This is a genomic window from Pseudomonas monsensis, assembly GCF_014268495.2.
In the GTDB taxonomy this organism is placed as follows: domain Bacteria; phylum Pseudomonadota; class Gammaproteobacteria; order Pseudomonadales; family Pseudomonadaceae; genus Aquipseudomonas; species Aquipseudomonas monsensis.
This window is the reverse complement of the sequence record NZ_CP077087.1, coordinates 4,667,230-4,688,628: the sequence shown is the minus strand read 5'-3', so window position 1 is coordinate 4,688,628 and position 21,399 is coordinate 4,667,230. Positions and strand designations below refer to the sequence as shown.

19 protein-coding genes are annotated in these 21,399 nt (G+C 62.4%); 12 read left to right on the top strand and 7 right to left on the bottom strand.

Going from position 1 to position 21,399, the window contains the following annotated elements; genetic code table 11:
• Window positions 1-249: 249 nt before the first annotated feature.
• The 6 genes from kdpF (at window position 250) to HV782_RS20580 (ending at window position 8,423) form a co-directional block, all read left to right on the top strand.
• The gene (kdpF, locus tag HV782_RS20605; RefSeq protein WP_007899818.1) at window positions 250-339 is read left to right on the top strand and encodes a K(+)-transporting ATPase subunit F; all 90 of its coding nucleotides are present in this window, start codon (window positions 250-252) and stop codon (window positions 337-339) included.
• Between the two features lie 8 nt (window positions 340-347).
• On the top strand, window positions 348-2,042 hold the full coding sequence (kdpA, locus tag HV782_RS20600) for a potassium-transporting ATPase subunit KdpA (protein ID WP_186744837.1): 1,695 nt from the start codon (window positions 348-350) through the stop codon (window positions 2,040-2,042).
• 10 nt (window positions 2,043-2,052) lie between these two features.
• Window positions 2,053-4,116, top strand: a complete 2,064-nt coding sequence (gene kdpB / locus HV782_RS20595; protein WP_186744835.1) for a potassium-transporting ATPase subunit KdpB — start codon at window positions 2,053-2,055, stop codon at window positions 4,114-4,116.
• 232 nt (window positions 4,117-4,348) lie between these two features.
• Window positions 4,349-4,894, top strand: coding sequence for a potassium-transporting ATPase subunit KdpC (kdpC, locus tag HV782_RS20590; RefSeq protein WP_186744833.1), 546 nt, complete (start codon window positions 4,349-4,351; stop codon window positions 4,892-4,894).
• A gap of 130 nt (window positions 4,895-5,024) precedes the next feature.
• On the top strand, window positions 5,025-7,676 hold the full coding sequence (locus HV782_RS20585) for a DUF4118 domain-containing protein (RefSeq protein WP_123466583.1): 2,652 nt from the start codon (window positions 5,025-5,027) through the stop codon (window positions 7,674-7,676).
• Between the two features lie 48 nt (window positions 7,677-7,724).
• Entirely contained in the window at window positions 7,725-8,423 is a 699-nt protein-coding gene (locus HV782_RS20580; RefSeq protein ID WP_123466581.1) for a response regulator, read from the top strand.
• A 141-nt stretch (window positions 8,424-8,564) separates the two neighbouring features.
• Here HV782_RS20580 and HV782_RS20575 read toward each other — a convergent pair whose 3' ends face one another.
• Complete coding sequence (locus HV782_RS20575) at window positions 8,565-9,602, bottom strand: patatin-like phospholipase family protein (protein ID WP_186744831.1); 1,038 nt, start codon at window positions 9,600-9,602, stop codon at window positions 8,565-8,567.
• A gap of 215 nt (window positions 9,603-9,817) precedes the next feature.
• On the opposite strand from HV782_RS20575, the gene HV782_RS20570 reads away from it, so the two are divergent.
• From HV782_RS20570 to HV782_RS20560, 3 genes are all read left to right on the top strand, one after another.
• Window positions 9,818-10,096, top strand: a complete 279-nt coding sequence (locus HV782_RS20570) for a hypothetical protein (RefSeq protein WP_123466578.1) — start codon at window positions 9,818-9,820, stop codon at window positions 10,094-10,096.
• Window positions 10,097-10,175: 79 nt separating this feature from the next.
• Complete coding sequence (locus HV782_RS20565) at window positions 10,176-10,943, top strand: CHAD domain-containing protein (protein ID WP_217890327.1); 768 nt, start codon at window positions 10,176-10,178, stop codon at window positions 10,941-10,943.
• 144 nt (window positions 10,944-11,087) lie between these two features.
• Window positions 11,088-11,882 (top strand): acyl-CoA thioesterase, encoded by a 795-nt coding sequence (locus HV782_RS20560; RefSeq protein ID WP_123466576.1) that lies wholly within the window; start codon window positions 11,088-11,090, stop codon window positions 11,880-11,882.
• Between the two features lies 1 nt (window position 11,883).
• Here the strand turns inward: HV782_RS20560 and HV782_RS20555 are convergent, their stop codons facing one another.
• The 3 genes from HV782_RS20555 to HV782_RS20545 all read right to left on the bottom strand — a co-directional run bounded on the left by HV782_RS20555 (window position 11,884) and on the right by HV782_RS20545 (window position 14,909).
• On the bottom strand, window positions 11,884-12,249 hold the full coding sequence (locus tag HV782_RS20555; RefSeq protein ID WP_186746479.1) for a DUF962 domain-containing protein: 366 nt from the start codon (window positions 12,247-12,249) through the stop codon (window positions 11,884-11,886).
• A 229-nt stretch (window positions 12,250-12,478) separates the two neighbouring features.
• On the bottom strand, window positions 12,479-13,960 hold the full coding sequence (locus tag HV782_RS20550) for a methyl-accepting chemotaxis protein (protein WP_123466573.1): 1,482 nt from the start codon (window positions 13,958-13,960) through the stop codon (window positions 12,479-12,481).
• A 142-nt stretch (window positions 13,961-14,102) separates the two neighbouring features.
• Window positions 14,103-14,909 carry a TatD family hydrolase gene (locus HV782_RS20545; protein ID WP_128616469.1) on the bottom strand — a complete coding sequence of 269 codons (807 nt, stop codon included), beginning with the start codon at window positions 14,907-14,909 and terminating at the stop codon, window positions 14,103-14,105.
• 236 nt (window positions 14,910-15,145) lie between these two features.
• Here HV782_RS20545 and HV782_RS20540 point away from each other — a divergent pair, with 236 nt between their 5' ends.
• The 3 genes from HV782_RS20540 to HV782_RS20530 all read left to right on the top strand — a co-directional run bounded on the left by HV782_RS20540 (window position 15,146) and on the right by HV782_RS20530 (window position 17,671).
• A complete protein-coding gene (locus tag HV782_RS20540) occupies window positions 15,146-16,567 on the top strand; it encodes an MltF family protein (RefSeq protein WP_186746477.1) in 1,422 nt (473 codons plus the stop codon).
• A 112-nt stretch (window positions 16,568-16,679) separates the two neighbouring features.
• Complete coding sequence (locus HV782_RS20535; RefSeq protein WP_007908568.1) at window positions 16,680-17,114, top strand: DoxX family protein; 435 nt, start codon at window positions 16,680-16,682, stop codon at window positions 17,112-17,114.
• 248 nt (window positions 17,115-17,362) lie between these two features.
• Entirely contained in the window at window positions 17,363-17,671 is a 309-nt protein-coding gene (locus HV782_RS20530) for a class I SAM-dependent methyltransferase (protein WP_123466568.1), read from the top strand.
• 6 nt (window positions 17,672-17,677) lie between these two features.
• On the opposite strand, the gene greB is transcribed toward HV782_RS20530, so the two are convergent.
• The 3 genes from greB to HV782_RS20515 are packed head-to-tail and all read right to left on the bottom strand — an operon-like array spanning window position 17,678 to window position 21,397.
• Window positions 17,678-18,175: a transcription elongation factor GreB gene (greB, locus tag HV782_RS20525; RefSeq protein ID WP_123466566.1), complete on the bottom strand. Its 498-nt coding sequence runs from the start codon at window positions 18,173-18,175 to the stop codon at window positions 17,678-17,680.
• A 34-nt stretch (window positions 18,176-18,209) separates the two neighbouring features.
• Window positions 18,210-20,714 (bottom strand): ABC transporter permease, encoded by a 2,505-nt coding sequence (locus tag HV782_RS20520; protein ID WP_186746475.1) that lies wholly within the window; start codon window positions 20,712-20,714, stop codon window positions 18,210-18,212.
• On the bottom strand, window positions 20,714-21,397 hold the full coding sequence (locus HV782_RS20515) for an ABC transporter ATP-binding protein (protein WP_007908572.1): 684 nt from the start codon (window positions 21,395-21,397) through the stop codon (window positions 20,714-20,716). Before HV782_RS20515 ends, HV782_RS20520 begins: the two co-directional genes overlap by 1 nt.
• Window positions 21,398-21,399: the final 2 nt, after the last annotated feature.

The window sequence follows — 21,399 nt, the reverse complement described above, 5'->3', positions numbered from 1 at the left end:
GTCTTCGCGAGCAAGCTCGCTGCCACATTTTTGAAATGCGCTCGCCTGAACAACGCCGACACCTTTGGGAGCGAGCCTGCTCGCGAAGAGGCCCGCCCATACGGCGCAAAACCCACCTGTAACGCCGGCATAAACCCACTCTTTACGCTTTCTTTATGCACAGCCAACACCCTCGCTCTCGTTCCTTTACAGCCTCCTTTCCGACAATGCCTCCACACGCGGCAATACGCCGTAACACGGAGATCTTCCATGAGCGTTCTGGACGGGGTGTCACTGCTATTGGCAGTGGGGCTGTTCATTTATCTGTTGGTTGCGCTGTTGCGCGCGGATCGGAACTAGGAGCGGCTATGCACAGTTATGACTATTGGCTGATCCTCGCGTTTTTCGCGGTGGTCTTGCTGCCGGCGCCGTTCCTCGGGCGCTTTTACTACAAAGTGATGGAAGGGCAGCGCACCTGGCTGACGCCGATTCTCGGCCCGGTCGAGCGCGGTTGCTATCGCGTTGCCGGGGTTGATCCGAACGCCGAGCAGAGCTGGCAGAAATACACGCTGGCGCTGCTGGCGTTCAACCTCGCCGGTTTCCTCCTGTTGTTCGCGATCCTGTTGTTTCAGGATCACCTGCCGCTGAACCCGCAAAACCTGCCGGGCCAGGAATGGACCCAGGCGTTCAACACTGCGGTCAGTTTCATGACCAACACCAACTGGCAGTCCTACAGCGGTGAAGCGACCCTCAGCTACCTGAGCCAGATGGTCGGTCTCACCGTGCAGAACTTCGTCAGCGCCGCCACCGGTCTGGCCGTGCTGGTTGCGCTGTGCCGTGGTATCGGCCGCAAGTCGACCAAGACCCTCGGCAACTTCTGGGTCGACATGACCCGCGCCACCCTCTACGGCCTGCTGCCACTGTGCCTGCTGCTGGCGCTGTATCTGGTGTGGCAGGGCGTGCCGCAGACCTTCGCGCAATACGTCAATGCGGTGACCATGCAAGGCGTTGATCAAGTGATCCCGCTCGGCCCGGCGGCCAGCCAGATTGCGATCAAGCAACTGGGCACCAACGGTGGTGGCTTCTTCGGCGTGAACTCGGCGCACCCGTTCGAGAACCCGAGCGCCTGGAGCAACCTGTTCGAGGTGTCTTCGATCATTCTGATCCCGGTGGCACTGGTGTTCACCTTCGGTCACTACGTCAAAGACCTGCGTCAAAGCCGCGCGATCATCGCCTGCATGCTGGCGTTGTTCCTGATCGGTGGCGCGACTTCGCTGTGGGCCGAATATCAGCCTAACCCGGCCCTGAACAACGTCGCCGTCGAACAGACTGCGCCGCTGGAAGGCAAGGAAGCACGCTTCGGCACTACCGCCACCGTGCTGTGGTCGGTGACCACCACCGCCGCATCGAACGGTTCGGTCAATGGCATGCATGACAGCCTCAACCCGCTCAGCGGCATGGTCGCGCTGGTCAACATGATGGTCGGCGAAGTGATTTTCGGCGGCGTCGGTGCCGGGCTCTACGGCATGTTGCTCAACGTGCTGATCGCGGTGTTCCTCGCCGGCCTGATGATCGGCCGCACCCCGGAATACCTCGGCAAGAAACTCCAGGCGCGGGAAGTGCAACTGCTGGTGGTGACCTTGCTGGTGATGCCGATTGGCGTACTGGTACTCGGCGCCATCGCGGCGACCCTGCCAGGCCCGGCGGCGACCATCAGCAACCCCGGCCCGCACGGTTTCAGCCAGTTGCTGTACGCCTACACCTCGGCCAGCGCCAACAACGGTTCGGCGTTCGGTGGTCTGAGCGCGAACACACCGTTCCACAACCTGATGCTGGGCTTGGGCATGTTGATCGGCCGCTTTGGTTACATCCTTCCGGTACTGGCCCTGGCCGGCAGCCTGGCGATGAAGAAAACCGCACCGATCGGCCAGAACAGCTTCCCGACCCACGGCCCGTTGTTCGTGACCCTGTTGACCGTGACCATTTTGCTGGTGGGCGGCTTGACCTTTCTGCCAACCCTGGCGCTCGGTCCAATCGCCGAACACCTAAGTATGGGCTTCTAAGGAATCCATCATGAATATGCATGTTCCTGCAAAACCTGCGGTGCCGGCCAAGTCGGCAGAAGCACCGAAAACCGCGATCTCGGCCCTGTGGCGTCCGGCGCTGGTGCAAGCCTTCGTCAAGCTCGACCCACGTCAGCTGGTGCGTTCGCCCGTGATGCTGGTGGTCGAACTGACGGCGATTTTCACCACCGTGCTGTGCTTCATCCCGGACAACGTCGTGCCGACTTTCGTCGCCGCGCAGATTGCCCTGTGGCTGTGGTTCACCGTGCTGTTCGCCAACTTCGCCGAAGCCTTGGCCGAAGGTCGCGGCAAGGCCCGCGCCGACAGCCTCAAGGCTGGCAGCGAAGGCCTCAGTGCGCGGCGCAAGCAGGCCAATGGCAGCTTCCAGGTGGTGCCCGCCGCCAGCCTGCGCAAAGGGGATGTGGTGCGCGTCGAAGCGGGGGAGATGATCCCTGGTGACGGCGAAGTCATCGAAGGCATCGCCGCGGTCAACGAAGCGGCGATCACCGGTGAATCGGCGCCGGTGATTCGCGAGTCCGGCGGCGACCGTTCCGCCGTCACCGGCAACACCCGGCTGGTGTCCGACTGGTTGCTGGTGAAGATCACCGCCAACCCCGGTGAGTCGACCCTCGACCGCATGATCGCGCTGGTCGAAGGCGCCAAGCGCCAGAAAACCCCGAACGAAGTGGCGCTGGACATCCTGCTGATCGGCCTGACCCTGATCTTCCTGTTGGTGGTGGTGACCCTGCAACCGTTCGCCCACTTCGCCAATGGCAGCCTGCCGCTGGTGTTCCTGGTGGCGCTGCTGGTTACGCTGATTCCGACCACCATCGGCGGCCTGCTGTCCGCCATCGGGATTGCCGGGATGGATCGCCTGGTGCGCCTGAACGTGATCGCCAAGTCCGGTCGCGCCGTGGAAGCGGCCGGTGACGTGCACGTGCTGCTCCTGGACAAGACCGGCACCATCACCTTCGGCAACCGTCGTTGCAGCGCGGTGCATGCCGCCCCCGGTGTGAATGGTCGCGAACTGGCTGAAGGTGCATTGTTCGCCTCGCTGGCGGACGAAACCGCTGAAGGCAAATCCATCGTCGAATACCTGCGCGGTCTGCACCCGCAGTCCGAGCCGGCCCTGGATACCCTGACCGCCGTACCGTTCAGTGCCGAAACCCGTTTGTCCGGTGTCGACTATCAGGGCCGGGTTTATCGCAAAGGTGCGGTGGATTCGCTGCTGAGTTTCATCGGACAAAAACGCGCTGATCTGGCCCCGGCCCTGTCGCGGGAAATCGACAAGATCGCCCAGAGCGGCGGCACCCCGTTGCTGGTCTGCGTCGACGGCAAACTGCTTGGTGTGATCCACCTCAAGGACGTGGTCAAACCAGGCATTCGCGAACGTTTCGCCGAGCTGCGCAAACTGGGAATTCGCACTGTGATGGTCACCGGCGACAACCCGTTGACCGCTGCCGCCATCGCCGCTGAAGCAGGCGTCGATGACGTGCTCGCCGAAGCCACTCCGGAGAAAAAACTGGCGCGCATCCGTCACGAACAGAACGACGGTCGTCTGGTCGCCATGTGCGGCGACGGCGCCAACGACGCCCCGGCGCTGGCCCAGGCTGACGTTGGCATGGCGATGAACGATGGCACCCAGGCGGCGCGCGAAGCGGCGAACATGGTCGACCTCGACAGCGACCCGACCAAGCTGCTGGACGTGGTGCAGATCGGCAAGGAATTGCTGGTGACCCGTGGCGCGCTGACGACCTTTTCCATCGCTAACGACGTAGCCAAGTACTTCGCGATCCTGCCGGCGCTGTTCGCGGCGATCTATCCGCAACTGGGCGTGCTGAACATCATGCACCTGACCAGTCCGCAGAGCGCGATTCTTTCGGCGATCGTGTTCAACGCCTTGATCATTGTCGTGCTGATTCCGTTGGCCCTGCGCGGTGTGCGGGTGCAGGCGGCGAGTGCGGCGGCGTTGTTGCGGCGCAACCTGCTGATCTACGGACTGGGCGGGATTCTGGTGCCGTTCGTGGGGATCAAGGCGATCGACATGCTGCTCACGGCGCTGCATCTGGTGTGAGGCTGATATCGCAGCCCCTCACCCTGACCCTCTCCCAAGGGGAGAGGGGACCGACCGAGGTGATTACGGAAGCTGCATCGACCTGAAATACCGAGCCGAATTCAGGTCTTGAACGATACAGAAATCGGCTCCCTTTCCCCCTCGCCCCCTTGGGGGAGAGGGCTGGGGTGAGGGGGGAAGAAGTCTCCCTGACACTCCACCCAAGTTGCCCAACGAATTCGAGGATTTTGCAATGTCCACAATGATACGTCCGGCCCTGAGCCTGCTGGTGCTGATGACCCTGATCACCGGCGTCGCCTATCCACTGGTGGTCACCGGTGTCGCGCAGGTTGCCTTTCCCGAGCAGGCCAATGGCAGCCTGGTGCATGACGCTGCCGGTAAAGTCCGCGGCTCGTCGCTGATCGCCCAGGATTTCGTCGGTGATGCGTGGTTTCATCCGCGTCCTTCGGCGGGCGCGTTTGCGACCGTTTCCAGCAGTGCCAGCAACCTGGCGCCGAGTAATCCGGCTCTGGCGACACGGGTCATCGACGACGCCAACAAGTTGCAAGTGCCCGGCCAGGGGCCAGTGCCTCTGGCGCTGCTGACCACCTCCGGCAGCGGCCTCGATCCGCACTTGCCACCGGCCGCAATTGCCTATCAACTGGCGCGTGTCGCGGCGGCGCGAAACGTGCCGGTGTCGACTTTGCAGCAACTGCTCGATGCGTATACCGAACAGCCGCTGGTTGGACCGCCAGTGGTGAATGTGCTGGCGCTGAACATGGCACTGGAAAAACTGTAGTTCTGTGATGTTGCCATTCGCGAGCAAGCTCGCTCCCACAGGAGGACGCGTTCCAAATGTGGGAGCGAGCTTGCTCGCGAAGGGGCCATAACGAACACCGAATCAACATCAGCAAGAGAGAACTCCCAGCATGAGCGACTCCGGCCGCGCCGATGCGCTGTTAGCAGACCTGCCCCGCGACGGCCGTGGCCGGCTCAAGGTTTTCCTCGGCGCCGCCCCCGGCGTCGGCAAGACCTACGCCATGCTCCAGGCCGCCCACACCCAACTGCGCCAAGGCGTGAAAGTCATCGCCGGCGTGGTCGAAACCCATGGCCGCGCCGAGACTGAAGCGCTGCTTGGCGGTCTGCCGCAGCAACCGCTGGTGCGCTCGGAATACCGTGGCGTCATGCTTGAAGAAATGGACCTTGACGGTCTGCTCGCGGCGAAGCCGAAACTGGTGCTGGTCGATGAACTGGCCCACAGCAACGCCCCCGGCAGTCGCCACGCCAAGCGCTGGCAGGACATTCAGGAGCTGCTCGCCGCCGGCATCGACGTGTTCACCACCGTCAACGTCCAGCACCTGGAAAGCCTTAATGATCAGGTGCGCGGCATCACCGGTGTGCAGGTACGCGAAACCCTGCCGGACTGGGTGCTGCAGGAAGCCTACGAACTGCTGCTGATCGACCTGCCTCCCCGTGAACTGCTCGAGCGTCTGCGCGAGGGCAAGGTCTACGTGCCGGAACAGGCGCGCGCGGCAATTGATGCGTTTTTCACCCAGACCAACCTCACTGCATTGCGTGAGCTGGCGATGCAAACGGCGGCCGCGCAGGTCGATAACGATCTCGCCCAGGGTTATCGCCAGCTCGGTCAGGCGGCCCCGGCAGTGCGCGGCCGTTTGCTGGTGGGCGTCGATGGCGATGCACAGGCTGAACGTCTGGTGCGTCACGCCAGTCGCGTCGCCCAGCGTCGGCATTTGCCGTGGAGTCTGGTGCATGTCGACAACGGCACGGTGCGCGATGAGCAGTCGCGCCTGCGCCTGCAAAGCGCGCAGCAATTGGCCGAGCGTCTGGGCGGTGAAGTGGTATTGCTGCGTGCCGGTGAAGTGGCGAAGACCCTGATTCAGCATGCCGCCGAACGCCGTGCGAGTCTGGTGTTAGTCGGTCAGTCGCGGCCGAGTCTGCGTCGTCGCCTGTTCGGTGGCGGGCTCGCCGCACGTTTGCTGCGGCAGGCGCATGGCCTGGAAATCAACGTCCTCGATAACGACCGTGAACACCCTCAGCAGCGCCTGCAAGTGACGCCGACGCTGGTCTGGTTCGACTATCTGCTGGCATTGGTTGCCACGGTGCTGGCCTGTGCGCTGGCGTGGGCGGTATCGAGTATTTTGCCGTTGCCGAACATCTCGCTGGTGTTCCTCGCCGCGGTGTTGCTGGTGGCGGTGCGCAGCAGTCTCGGGCCGGCCCTGGCCTGTGCCGCGCTATCGTTTCTGACTTACGATTTTCTGTTCATTCCGCCGAATTTTTCCTTCGCCATCCAGCGTGAAGAAGACGTCCTGACCTTGCTGTTTTTCCTGCTGATGGCGGCGCTCACCGGCAACCTCGCGGCGCGTCAGCGTCGACAACTGCAGGCGCTGCGTGACACCCAGGAAGAGACCACCGAACTGCTCGACCTGTCGCGCAAACTCACTGCCGCGACGGATCGTCAGGCCGTGGTCAGCGCCGCAGCGCAACACCTCAACGGCTGGAGTGATCTGCAACTGTGCCTGCTCAATCGCGACGGCCAGGGCGGCTGGAAAGTCGAGACCGGCGGGCCGCTGGAATTCAGCGAAGCTGAACGCGCCGCCGCCGACTGGGCCTGGCAACACGATCAACCCGCCGGCATGGGCACCGGCACGCTGCCGTTCGGACGTTGGTGGTGGTGGCCGCTGTCGGTCGAGGATGGGCCGCTGGCGCTGCTTGGGGTCTGCGCCAAAGAAGGCCAGACCTTGAGCGGTCAGCGTCGTCGCTTGCTCACCGCGTTGAGTCAGCCGCTGGCGCAGGCGCTGGCCCGGGCACAACTGGCGGATGATCTGGAAGCGGCGCGCCTGCATGGCGAAACCGAGCAGTTGCGCAGCGCGTTGCTGGCCTCGGTGTCCCACGATCTGCGCACGCCGCTGACCGCCATGCGCGGCAGCATCGACAGCCTGCTGGCACTCGGCGAAGCGATCCCGCTGGAGGACCGTCGCGAGTTGCTCGAAGGTACCCGCGATGAGGCCGAGCGCCTCGACCGCTACATCCAGAACCTGCTCGACATGACCCGCCTCGGCCACGGTGCACTGAAACTGGCGCGCGACTGGGTGTCGCCGGCAGACATCGTCGGCAGTTCGCTCAATCGCCTGCGCGCAGTGCTGGCGCCGTTGCAGGTCAGTGCCGATGTGCCCGGCGAGTTGCCGTTGCTGTACGTGCACGCCGCGTTGATCGAACAGGCGCTGGTCAACGTGCTGGAGAACGCAGCACGGTTCTCGCCGCCCCACGGTCGGTTGCAACTCATCGCAGGCGCCAATGACCAAGAGATTTTCTTTTCGGTCAGCGATGAAGGCCCGGGGATTCCCGAGGACGAGCGGGCGAAGATTTTCGACATGTTCTACACCGCCGCACGCGGTGATCGTGGCGGCCAGGGCACCGGCCTGGGGCTGGCGATCTGTCAGGGCATGGTCGGCGCCCACGGCGGGCGCATCAGCGTCGCCGACGGTATCGACGGCCGCGGCACCTGCATCACCTTGCACCTGCCGTTGCAGACGCAGCCGGGGATGGACGATGAAGCCTGATCGCTACTGCGCTACTCTCTTGCCAATCTTTTGTGTTGATGTGAATTCATGAGCCAGACCGCGACCATTTTGGTGATCGACGACGAACCGCAGATTCGCAAGTTTTTGCGCATCAGCCTCGCGTCACAGGGCTACAAAGTGCTGGAGGCCGGCACGGGTGCCGAGGGCCTGGCGCAGGCGGCGCTGAACAAGCCGGACTTGCTGGTGCTCGACCTCGGTCTGCCGGACATGGACGGCCAGCAAGTGCTGCGCGAATTTCGCGAGTGGGCCACGGCGCCGGTGCTGGTGCTGTCGGTGCGCGCCAGTGAAGGGCAGAAGGTGCAGGCGCTGGATGGCGGCGCCAATGACTACGTGACCAAGCCGTTCGGCATTCAGGAGTTTCTCGCACGAATCCGCGCGCTGTTACGTCAGGCGCCGGCAGGAGAAGCGCAACAGGCGGCGTTGAGTTTCGGCCCGCTGACCGTCGACCTCGCCTATCGCCGGGTGCTGCTCGACGGGGTCGAAGTGGCGCTGACCCGTAAGGAATACGCCGTGCTGGCGCAACTGGCACGGCATCCGGGACGGGTGATCACCCAGCAGCAATTGCTCAAGGACATCTGGGGGCCGACCCATACCGAGGACAGTCATTATTTGCGGATTGTGGTGGGGCATTTGCGCCAGAAACTCGCGGATGATCCGACGCAGCCGCGGTTTATCGTGACGGAGGCGGGGGTTGGGTATCGCTTGTTGAGTGAGAACAGTCTGTAGGTTTTGTGTTGGCTGGTCTGGCCTCTTCGCGGGCAAGCCCGCTCCCACAGTGGATGGTGTGCAGCACATATTTCAGTAACACCCGAGAACCCTGTGGGAGCGGGCTTGCCCGCGAAGAGGCCCGGTCAGGCTGCCGGGATTTCAGCCCTGCTCGCTGTCATAGCGATCCAGCGTATCCCGGGCAATCTCCCGTCCCAGCGCGATCAACTCCGGCGCCTTGTAAAACTCGAAAAACCGGCACACCCGTTTCGGCACGTTGATCAGGATATCCGGCGGATACCCGGCAATCTTGTACTGCGCCAGCGAGGTCTGCATTACTTCGAAACTCTGGTTGATCAGGTCGAGCAACGACGCCGGCCCGACGTTGTCGATGATGAACGAACCGGTCGCCGACTTCGGTGCGCCTTCACGCTCGGGGGCGGCCGCCGGTTGCTGGCTCTCCGGCCCGACACCTTCGAGCCACGGGTTGATGTCTGCCGCCTCGGCGCGCAACGCTTCCTGCTCAAGCATCAGTAATTGCTCGGCCTGTTTGCGGCGGAATGGCATCTTCGAACCCAGTGACGCGATCAGACTGTCAAACCGCGAGCGGAACGCGGCGGGGCGCTGGATCACCGGCAATTGGTAATGGCGCTGGTTGGTCGAGTTGAGATTGACCGCGATGATCAGATCACAATGGCTGGACACTACCGGCACGATCGGCAACGGGTTGAGGATGCCGCCGTCGACCAGCATGCGATTGCCTTGCATCACCGGGGTGAACAGGCTGGGAATCGCCGCCGAGGCGCGCATGGCCTGGTGCAGGCAACCTTCCTGAAACCAGATCTCCTGCTGGTTGGTAAGGTCGGCGGCGACAGCGGTGTAGGGGATGCGCAGGTCCTCGATATTGATTTCGCCGACGATCTTGCGGATCTGCCCGAAGACTTTCTCGCCACGAATCGCGCCGAGGCGAAAGCTCACGTCCACCAAGCGCAGCACATCGAGGTAATCCAGGCTTTCGATCCAGTTGCGGTACTCGTCGAGTTTGCCGGCGGCGTAAATTCCGCCCACCACGGCGCCCATCGAACAACCGGCAATACAGGCGATGTCGTAACCGCGTCGTTCGATCTCTTCAATGACCCCGATATGGGCATAACCCCGGGCGCCCCCGGAGCCCAGCACCAGCGCGACACGTTTTTTCATCAAGCTTCCTCCCGACAAGGTCCCACAATGCACCCTTCGACAGACGGGCTCAATCGCCGAGGTCGCTCAGTGCGCCGGTGGCGTCGTTTTTCACAATGGCGTGATGTTTCAGCGCTATCCTTTTCGCCAGCGCAGATTCGAGTCGGGCAAGGCACTTTTTTGCAGCCCGACCGTCTTACCTGCACGTCTGTTGACCTATCGTTGAGGTGTGAGTGATGAAAGCCTGGATCTGTGTGCCGTTGATGGCTCTGGCATTGGCCGGTTGCGCCGGCAAGACCGCGTACCGTGACACCTGCGGCAGCCAGCTCGATGCGGCGTGGCATGAGCTGGACCTGGCCAAGGCCGAAGGGTTTGCCGGTACGGTCAGTTATTCCAAGGCGCTGTCGTTACTGACGGCGGCGAAAACCCAGCAGCAATTCGAAGGTTTCGAAGGGTGCAGCAACAAAGCCGAGAAGGCGCGCTTCTACATTCGCGAATCCCGCGCCGGACGCTAAGCTGCTGACGTGAAGCAAGGATGCTGAGTTCGCAAAACATCAGACTCGTCCCGCAAGCCATTTGAATCAGGAGCAAGTGATGTCTGTGTTGGTTGACCGGTTGGTAGCTCATGTTCTGAGCCTGGAAGTGCGGTTGCTGGCCTGTCAGGCGCGCCTGACTGCGCGCACCGACCCCGAGGCGTTGCACGACTTGCGCACCACCGTGCGACGCTTGCGCAGCCTGTTGCGGCCGTTGCGCGGCTTGCCCGGCGTCGAGCAACTGGAAGACGCCGCGTCAGCGGTTGGCCAGGTGACGACGCCGTGGCGCGACCGTGAAGTGCTGGCGGCGTATCTGCTGCAACACCATCAGCCTGACGCCGCGCAACGGCGCATGGCGCAAATGGCCGAAGCCTACCCGGCGCTGGCGGCGAGCGCGGAGCTCAATGCGTTGCTGATGATTCTCGACGCGTTCCCGCGCTTCCTGCGGGCGTCCCAGCGGCAAGGATTGCTCAAGGACCTGGACAAACGCATTGAAAAACGTCTCGGCAAGCAATGGGAGAAACTCGACGAGGCACTGCACGATCCGGCCCACGATCGTCATCGCCTGCGCTTGCTGATCAAGCGTGTGCGCTATGGCATCGAAGCCTATCCCGAGCTGGATCGCTTGCCGAAGGCGGCGCTGAAACACTTGAAGGCCACGCAAGGGGCACTGGGTGACTGGCACGATTGCTGGCAATGGCTGGCCAAGGCGCAGCAGGAATCCGACCTGCAACCCTGTGTCGCCACCTGGCAGGCCGGGCTGATCGCGGCCGAACTCAAGGCCGACCGCGTGCTCGAAAAATTCAGCGCGACCTGCTTCAAATCCTGAATTCCCCTCAGATCCCCCCGAGGGAGCGGGCTGGCAAATCGGTGTAAGGCCTTTCTGTCAGCCCATTTGACCGGAATAGACGCTGCGGCGCTCTGCCATGCTGGTTAAGATCGCGGCATTCATTTCTTGATTGCCGAGGTTGTCATGCGCTTTTCCGATCTGCTGGAGGCGGTCCGCCGTCAACCGGAACTGACGATTCCCGCCGAGTGGGGTCAGGGCCGCGCCAGTTTTGGTGGCCTGGTGGCGGCGCTGCAATATGAAGCCATGCGCGCGAAGGTGCCGGCAGATCGCCCGGTGCGGTCGCTGGCGATCACCTTTGTCGGCCCGGTCGAGCCGCAAGTGCCAGTGAGTTTCGAAGTCGATGTGTTGCGCGAAGGCAAAGCGGTCAGCCAGGTGCTGGGGCGGGCCATGCAGAACGGGCAGGTAGTGACGATCGTGCAAGGCAGCTTCGGTGCTTCGCGACCTTCGGAAGTGGCCGTTGCGGCCTATCCGGCCGTCGACATGAAGCACTGGGAGGAATGCCAGGAATTGCCCTATATCAAGGGCGTGACCCCGGAGTTCATGCGTCATCTGGCGATGCGCTGGAGTGTCGGCGGCATGCCGTTCACCGGCACTCAATCGCGGCAGATGGGCGGCTGGGTGCGGTTGCGTGGGGACGTCAAGGAAGAGCCGGTCAATGAGGCGCATCTGCTGGCGCTGGTGGATGCATGGCCTCCGGCACTGTTGCCTTATCTGAAGAAACCGGCACCGGGCAGCACGTTGACCTGGACCATTGAATTCGTGCAACCGTTACACGATTTGAGCACGCTGGACTGGTGCAAATACCTCGCCGACATTGAATACGCCGCCGACGGTTACGGCCATGTGGCCGCCAAGCTCTGGAGCGCGCAAGGGCAATTGATTGCCATGAGTCGCCAGACCGTCACGATCTTCGCCTGAATCAATGCCGACGGTGGCGCTCACGCCAGGCGCGCCACCAGCCGCCGCTGAGGAAAAACCGTGGAAAGGTCAGGAATTGTTCGACCAGCAAGCGCGACACGGCATCCTTGCGGTCACTGAACGGCTCGGAGGCTTGCGCCTCCAGGCTGTGGCCGTGGCGCTGCAGACCCAGCGCCGCGATGATGCCGATCACACCGATAGCCACGCTGCCCAGGCTCAGGCTGAACACCCCGGAGACGATCAGCAGAAATGCCACGATGAACAGCGGTACGGCAATCAGGTGCAGCACCAGATTGGTCGGGTGCTGATGATTGTTCGGGTACGCGCGCCATTGCCACGCGGGAAGATTGGGGTGACGTTTGCCCATGTTGACTACTCCTCGATCCATGTTGAACACAAGGTTGAAGAATAGGCCGGGGCGGGTGGGGCGGCGAATCGAGGTTGGCTATGGCGGTGATAGGCACTATGGCTGGATTCGCTGGTGTCTCGGCAGACGCCAGCGCGGGCAAGCTCGCTCCCACAGTGATCTGCAGTGAGCAGCCATTTTGTGAACACCCATGAAACCTGTGGTAGCCGGCTTGCCCGCGATGAGGTCTTCAGAGTTTGAGTTGGCCTATCGCCTTGCTTAACTCCCCAGCCAACGTCGCCAACTCATTACTGGTCGTCGCTGAATCCACGGTCTGCTGCACTGTGTTCTCGGTCACATCCCGAATGCTCACCACCGCCCGATTCATCTCTTCCGCCACCTGACTCTGCTGTTCCGCAGCCACCGCAATCTGCGTGTTGCTCTCGCGCATCTGCGCCACGGCACCGGTGATTTCCGCCAGCGCTTCACCGGCCGCTTGCGCCTGTTGCACACAGTCATCGGCCTTGTACGAACTCTCCTGCATGAAATCCACCGCGTCGCGTGTGCCGGCCTGCAACGCCGAGACCATGGTGGTGATCTCGTCCGTCGAGGTCTGCACCCGTTTCGCCAGGTTGCGCACTTCATCGGCGACCACGGCAAAGCCACGGCCCATCTCGCCGGCACGCGCGGCTTCGATGGCGGCGTTCAGCGCCAACAGGTTGGTCTGTTCGGCGATGCTGTGGATCACGCTGACCACGCCGTTGATCTTCTGGCTGTCTTCGGCCAGACGCTGAATCATCTCGGCGGTCTGCTGCACGCCGCTCGATAACCCGGCGATCGAATGCTGCACCCGGGCCACCACTTGCTGGCCGCTGCCGGCCAGGCCATCGGCGGTCTGCGACAGGTCACGGGTGGCGCCGGCGTGTTGGGCGATGTGGTAAACGGTGGCGGTCATCTCGTTGATGGCGGTGGCGGCCTGATCGGTTTCGCTCTGTTGCCCGAGCATGCCGTGGCGCACTTCGTTCATGCTCGACGCCAGCCGCGCCGCGCCGACATCCAGTTGCCGCGCCGTGTTGGCAACGGTGGTGACCACTCGCTGATAACCGGCCTGCATCGCGTTAAACGCATTGGCCATCTGCCCGACTTCATCTTTGCAGGCCAGCGGCACCCGAGCGGAGAGGTCACCGCTTTTCTCGACATGCAGCATCACGTCTTTCAACGTGTTGAGCTGGCTGAGCAGAAAGCGGATCAGCAACTGCGAAGCGCCGAGCATCGCCAGCATCAGGATAAACACCGCCACCGCGTAGTTGGCGAATCGCTCGCTGAACACCTGGCTCAGGCTCGGGCCATAGGCAATCACGGCGACGTGCTGACCGTCGGCGCGGCTGAACACTTCGGCGCCCATCAGCGGGTTGTCACCGAACAGCGGCATCGGATTGATCTCGTTCCAGCCGTTGCTGTCGGTGACCTCCAGCAGCGGCTGATCATTGAGGCGGGGCGCTTCGCCGCGTTTGAAGGTCAGTACCTGATCGGCCTTGGGCAGGGCTTGCCCGGCCGGCCAGGCCTTGAGCAACTGCGCCTGAGCCTGAGCGGACGCTTGCGCGGCGTGGCTGCGAGCCTGCTGTTCAAGTTGCACGGCGTACAACACCAACAGCAGGGTGGTGACAAAGGCGACCGCGTTAACCGCCCAGAATTTGTATTTCAGCGAGATATTGCTAAGCCAGGCACCCATGGAGGTCTTCTCTGATAGCGGAAACAGCATTGGCAAGGTGCCATTATTGTGCCGCTATGCAGACTGGAAGATTTTGATATGAGTCAACAGACGATCAGGTCCCGCCCGTGTAGGAGTTAGCCTGCATTGAATTTTTAGGGTGTCAGGGAAGTGTGGGTAAACCGTAAAACACGCGGGCACATGCAGTGGTATGCGCCGCCAGATCTTCCTCGGTCTCACCTCGATGCAACGCCACTTCGCGCAACACCTCGGTCAGGTAGGCCGGTTCATTGCGGCCGTTTTTCGGTTTCGGCCGCAGGGTGCGAGGCAGCAAGTACGGCGCGTCGCTTTCCAGCATCAGCCGTCCGCGCTTGATCTCTTTGACCAGCGGGTGCAAATGCGTGCCCCGGCGCTCATCGCAGATCCACCCGGTGATGCCGATGTGCAGGTCCAGATCGAGGTAACTGAACAACGCCTTTTGCTCGCCGGTGAAGCAGTGCACCACGGCGGCCGGCAGTTGATCGCGGAAGTCTTTGAGAATCTCCAGCAGGCGCTGGCTGGCGTCGCGCTCATGCAGAAACACCGGCAACTGCAGTTCAGCGGCCAGCGCCAGCTGTTCTTCGAGGACTTTTTCCTGCTGTGGGCGCGGCGAGAAATCACGGTTGAAATCCAGTCCGCATTCACCCACGGCGACCACGTTGTTCTCTTGCAACAGACTGCGCAAACGGCGGGCGCTGTCGGCGTTCCAGTCGCTGGCCGAATGCGGATGGATGCCGGCGGTGGCGAACAGGCGCTGAGCGCTTTCATCCAGTTGCTGGCACAGTTCCAGGGCCTGTTGGCTACCCTCGACGCTGGTGCCCGTCAGTACCAGTTGGCAGACCCCGGCAGCGTAGGCGCGGTCGAGTACGGCCTGGTGTTTGTCGGCGAAACTTGGGTTGGTCAGGTTGACGCCGATATCGATGAGTTGCATGGTTGCTACCTCGGGCCGAAGGCCGGAAAGCATACCAGAGCTGTAGATTCATAAGAAAAGCCAAGAACTACAACGAGTTATAGCTGTCTTTTGATGCCGCGACGCAGTCCGGGTTGGCAGTAATGCCATCACTGTGCCAGTCTCTCGCACTTTGTCAGCGCTCCAGGCGCTCTGTTTTCGTCGGTGATTTCGACCGTTCAGCGGTGAAATTACCCCGTATTCTTTCCGGAGAGTGGATGGTTCGTCCCTCGATGTTGCTCCTGTTGTGTGGTTCGCTGCTGCTGCCGATGACGGCGGTTGCGCGCCTGCCCGGGCCGCTGCAAGCCGTACCGGCGGCCAAGGTGCGTGACTTGTCCGAGATTCGCAGCAGCCGCGTCTTGCGCGTGCTGGTCAACCAGAGCCGCAACAGCTCCGGTGAAGTTCAAGGGCAGGCCATCGGTGTCGAATACCATCGCCTGCGCGCCTTCGAGCAATACCTCAATGGCCACGCCCGTGACGGCCAGGAAATCACCCTCAAGATCATTCCCAAGGCCAAGGATCAGCTGCTGGGCGCGTTGCAGCGCGGCGAGGGTGATCTGGTCGCACCGGGCGAGTTGCTTGAACTGCAACCGGGCCATGCGGTGGCCAGCAGTGAGCCGATCGCCAGCAACGTGCCACTGGTGCTGGTCGGGATCAAGGGCGAGCGGCGTTACACCAAGGTCGAACAGCTCTCCGGCAAGACCCTGGCGTTGCCGACCGGCAGTGCGGCGGGGGAGGCGGTCAGTCAGCTCAATCAGAAACTGGCGCTGCACAAACTGGCGCCAATCAAGATCGAATGGGTCGACCCGACGCTGGCGGTCGAAGATGTGCTGGAGATGGTGCAGGGCGGCATCTTCCACCTGACCATTGTCGAGCAACCGATTGCCGAGCGTTGGGGCAAAATCTTGCCGAAGCTGCGTTTCGACCGGCAACTGATGATCAGCGAGCCGGGAGAGGAATACTGGTTCGTGCGTCGCGATGCTTCGATGCTACGGGCGAGCGTTGATCGTTTCCTCAGCGGTTACAAAAAACCGTCGAACGAAGATGCGGCGTTTCTGCGTATCTATCGGCGGCTTTACCAGGTTCACTATCCACTGGCCAGGGCTGATCGCCAGCGCCTGGAAAAACTGCGCCCGACCCTGCAAAAACATGCCCAGGCGCAGAACATGGACTGGTTGAACCTTGCCGCGCTGGCGTTCAAGGAATCGGCGCTGCAACCCAGCGCCCGCAGCGGCAGCGGCCCGACCGGGTTGATGCAAATCACGCCGTCCGCCGCCCAGCGTGTGGGTGTCAACAATATCCAGAATCTCGATGCCAACGTGCAGGCCGGCGCCAAGTACCTGGCGATGATCCGTCGCAAGTTCTTCAACAGCCCCAAGCTCAATGAGCGCGAGCGCATGGCCTTCACCCTGGCGGCCTACAACATCGGTCCCGAACGTGTGCAGGGCATGCGCGCTGAAGCCCGGCGGCGTGGGCTGAACCCCAATCAGTGGTTTTTCCAGGTCGAACGCATCGCCATGGAGCAAGTAGGAATGGGGCCTGTCAGCTATGTTAATAGCGTGAACAAGTATTACTTGGCGTTCGACCGGGAGCGGGAGTCGTTGGAGCCCGGGGCGCAAAAAATCGTCTCACGGAAATGATCTAATAAACTGATTGTTATGGCGGAATATTTGCGCTTTTAACATGAAATTTACTGATTAATATAGCGGCCAACCAACACACACAACTTCTCGCAAAAACAAGGAACGCCCCATGAGCTCTCTGATCAACAAAGTTCTGTTCACCCGCGCCGGCTACGGTCTGACCATCCTGCGCATCGCTGTCGGCGTGATCTTCGCGGCTCACGGTTCGCAAAAACTTTTCGGTCTGTTCGGTGGTTACGGTCTGGCGGGCACGGCGCAGTACATGGACAGCATCGGTCTGCACCCGGGTTACCTGATGGCCACACTGGCCGGCGGTACCGAGTTCTTCGCCGGGCTGGCGCTGATCATCGGCCTGCTGGTGCGTCCGGCAGCGCTGGGTCTGACCTTCCTGTCGCTGGTGGCCATCTTCACCGTGCACATCAGCAACGGTCTGTTCATGGCCAACAACGGCTACGAGTTTGCCCTGGCGTTGCTCGGTGGCAGCCTCGCAGTACTGATTGAAGGCGCCGGCAAGCTTTCGGTGGATCGCGCCATCGCCGGTTAAGCGCTCTGGCTCAAGCAACAGGCCCGCATTGTGCGGGCCTTTTTTGTTGCGGCTGATTCTTGACACCCATCGGTCACGTTCTCTAGGATGTTGCTCATGCGCCGATTTAAACAGCTACTTGCGGGGCGCCAGGTGACTCAGACAGTTGCCGTCAGAAGCCGGAACAGGGCTTCGAAATACCGCTAAAGCGCTGGTTCGGTGTTGCCTCTCACCTGCCATGCAGACTTTTGAGGCAGAGACACGACACGATGAATGCACTACGCCCTCCAGCACGTCCAGCGCCGATCACCGCGCATATCACCCAGCGCAACCCGAAAATCCTGCTTGGTGGCAAACATCAGCCGACGCTGTTGCGTTATCTCGATGGCTGGCCACGTCGCAGCGGCGGTCCTGCCGCGTTCCTGATCCAGTTTGTCGAAGACGGCGAGTCACTGGCACGCTTTGCCAGCGACAGTTTCGACCTGGCCGTGATTCAGGCGCCCAGCGCGGCAGATGCTGCGGAAATGATCAAACAGCTGACCCGTGTTGCGCGGCAGGGACTGATCACCCGGGGTTGAAATGCGTTACGGGTAGTCGATCGCCACGACATAGACGAATTGCTCGCCAGTCGGCGTCTGCACCCGCACTTCGGCGTCCAGCGCCTTGCCGATCAAGGCGCGGGCCAGCGGTGAGTCGATGCTTATCAAACCCAGCTTCAGATCCAGTTCATCCGGACCGACGATGCGGTAGCGCGACTGCTTGCCGTCTTCGTCTTCGATGGTGACCCAGGCGCCGAAATAGACCTTGTTCGGATCGCTGGGTTTTTCGCTGACGACCTTCAAGGCTTCCAGGCGCTTGGTGAGAAAACGCACGCGACTGTCGATCTCGCGCAGCATCTTCTTGCCGTAGGTGTACTCGGCGTTTTCCGAGCGATCACCCTGTGCCGCCGCCTCACTGACCGATTGCGTCACCTGCGGGCGGCGCACATGCCACAACTCATGAAATTCGGCGCGCATCCGCGCTTCACCTTCAGGGGTGATCAGCGCGGTGCCGGCGGTGCGGGGAGGGCGATAACGGCTCATGGCAAGTTCTTGTGATGGAGAGTGCTTGAGTCTATCAACCCTCGCGCAACACTGTCAGTGGGCTCGCGTTCAACGCGCGCCGGGTGCCGAACACTCCGGCGCCGCCAATCAAGGCCGCGCCAATCAGTGGCAATAACAGCAACCACGGGTGCGGATGCCACGGCAGATCGAAGGCGTAGCGGTACAGCACCAGGCTCACCACTTCCGAACCGATGGCCGCCAGCAAGCCGCTCACGGCGCCGAGCAAACCGAACTCGATGCGCCGCGCCTTGATCAGCAACCGCCGTTCCGCGCCGAGTGCGCGCAGCAACGCACCTTGGCGGATGCGTTCGTCCAGGGTTGCCTGCAATCCGGAAAACAGCACCGCCATCCCCGCCGCCAGCACGAACAACAACACATACTCCACCGCCAGCGTGACCTGGGCGAGGATGCTGCGCAGCTGTTCGAGCAGCGCTTCGACCTGCAGAATGGTCACTGCCGGGAACGCCCGCGACAGCTCGATGATCTGCTGATCGTGGCCGGGAGCCAGATAGAAACTGGTCAGGTAGGTCGCCGGCAGATCCCTCAAGGTGCCGGGCTGGAAGATCATGAAGAAGTTTGGCTGGAAGTTGTCCCAATTGATTTCACGCAGGCTGGTGACCTTCGCTTCTCGGTTGACCCCGCCAACGCTGAACACCAGGTGATCGCCCAGTTTCAGCTTGAGGCTCTCGGCGACTTTGCCTTCCACGGAAACGCCAGGAATCTCGTCGCCCGGCTGATCCTTCCACCATTCCCCGGCGGTCAGCTTGTTGCCGGCCGGCAGGTCGGCGGCCCACGTCAGACTGAGATCGCGCTGAATGGCGCGGTCGCCGGCCGAATCCTTGCTGACGATCTGCTGCACTGCTTCGTCGTTGATGCTGATCAGGCGTCCTGGCACCACCGGGTACAGGGGCGCTGCTTGCGCGGACACGTTGACCAAATGATCGGTGAAGGCCTGTTTGTCCGCCGGCAGGATGTTCAGGGCAAAGTAGTTCGGGGCGTTTTTCGGCAACTGGTTCTGCCAGGTGTCGAGCAGTTCACCACGCAGCAGGGCGATCAAGGCCATCGACAACAGAATCAAACCGAACGCCAATGCTTGCCCGGCGGCGGCCAGTGGATGACGCAACAACTGGCCAAGGCCCAGGCGCCACGGCAGGGAGGCGCGGGCCAGCAGGCGGCGCAAACTGTTGAGCAGCAACAGTAGCAATCCACCCAGAATGACCGCCGCTACCACACCGCCGCCGAGCAGGGCGAAGGTCAGCAGCAGGTCCAGGCTCAGGCGCCACATGATCAGGCCGAGGGCGCCCAGGGCTGCGCCGTAAACCATCCAGGTGCTCGAAGGAATCGGCAGCATGTCGCGGCGCAGTACGCGCAGCGGCGGTACACGTCCCAACGCGGCGAGCGGTGGCAGGGCGAATCCGGCCAGCGCCACCAGTCCGGTGCCGATCCCGGCAATGGCCGGGAACACTCCGCCCGGTGGCACATCACTTGGCAGCAGGTCATGCAGCAGCGCGAACAGACCCAGTTGCGCCAGCCAGCCGAGCAGCGCGCCGCTGAGGGCGGCAAGCAGCCCGAGCGCCGTCAGCTGCAGGCTGAACAACACCATGGTTTCCCGGCGCGACAGACCCAGGCAGCGCAACAAGGCACTGGCGTCGAAGCGGCGACTGGCAAAGCGATTCGCCGACAACGCCACGGCCACCCCGGCCAGCAGCACCGCCACCAGACTGGCCATGTTCAGATAACGCTCGGCTTTGCCCAGCGCGCCGCCAATCTGCCGATTGCCGTCACGGGCATCCTGAATCCGCTGGTTCGCCGCCAGCCCCGGTTTGATCAATTGCCGATAGGTTTCCAGCGCCTGCGGTTCACCGCGCCAGAGTTCGCGGTAGCTCACGCGACTGCCGGGCTGGACCACGCCAGTGGCGGCGAGATCATCGAGGTTGATCATGACCCGTGGCGTCAGGCTGTAGAAGTTGCCGGCGCGGTCCGGTTCGTAGGTCAGCACGCGCGTCAGCTTCAACGTCTTCATGCCGACGTCGATGCTGTCGCCGATCTTCAGGTCCAGTGCGGTCAGCAGGCGCGCCTCGACCCAGGCCTCACCGGGTTGCGGTTCACCGCCGGACGCTTCGACAGCGAATGGCGCCGGGGCGCTCTTCAGTTCACCGCGCAAGGGATAGGCGCGATCGACCGCTTTGATGCTCGATAGCTGAATGCCGTTGTCGGTAGCAATGACGCTGGAAAACTCCACCACCTGCGCGTGATTCAAGCGCAGCTCGGTGCCGCTGCGGATCTGTTCCTCGCGTGCCGGCGAGCTGCCTTCCAGCACCAGGTCGGCGCCCAGGAACTCGGTGGCGCGCAGCATCATGGCGCCATTGAGGCGGGCACCAAAGTAGCCGATGGCGGTACTGGCCGCCACGGCGACCACCAGTGCGAAGAACAACACGCGCAACTCCCCGGCGCGGGCATCGCGCAGCAGTTGGCGAATGGCGAGGCTGAACAGGCGCAACAGCGGCAGACGTGCCATCAAGGCTCCAGAGGGGCAACCAACAGCCCGGCTTCAAGTCGGATCAGACGCCGGCAGCGATGGGCCAGGCGTTCGTCATGGGTCACCAGCACCAGGGTGGTGCCGCGTTCCTTGTTCAATTCGAACAGCAAGTCGCTGATGCGCTCGCCGGTGTGGCTGTCGAGGTTGCCGGTGGGTTCGTCGGCGAACAGCACATCCGGCTCGGCAGCGAACGCACGGGCAATGGCTACACGTTGCTGTTCGCCACCGGAGAGCTGGCGCGGCGAATGTGTCAGGCGCTGGCCGAGACCCACGCGCTGGAGCAATTCGGTCGCACGTTCACGGGCGTCTTTGCGGCCATCGAGTTCCAGCGGCAGCATGACGTTTTCCAGTGCGTTGAGGCTGTCGAGCAACTGGAACGACTGAAAGACGAAGCCGACGTGCTCGGCACGGATGCGCGCGCGCTGGTCTTCGTCGAGATTGCTCAGGCCCTGGCCGGCGAGAATGACTTCGCCACTGCTCGGCAGGTCGAGGCCGGCGAGCAGGCCGAGCAGGGTGGATTTGCCGGAACCGGACGCGCCGACGATGGCCAGGCTGTCGCCCTTGTTCAGTTCCAGGCTGAGTTCGTGCAGGATAGTCAGTTCACCTTCCGCGCTGGGAACCACTTTGCTGAGGTTCTTCGCGGTGAGAATGCTTGCGCCCATGG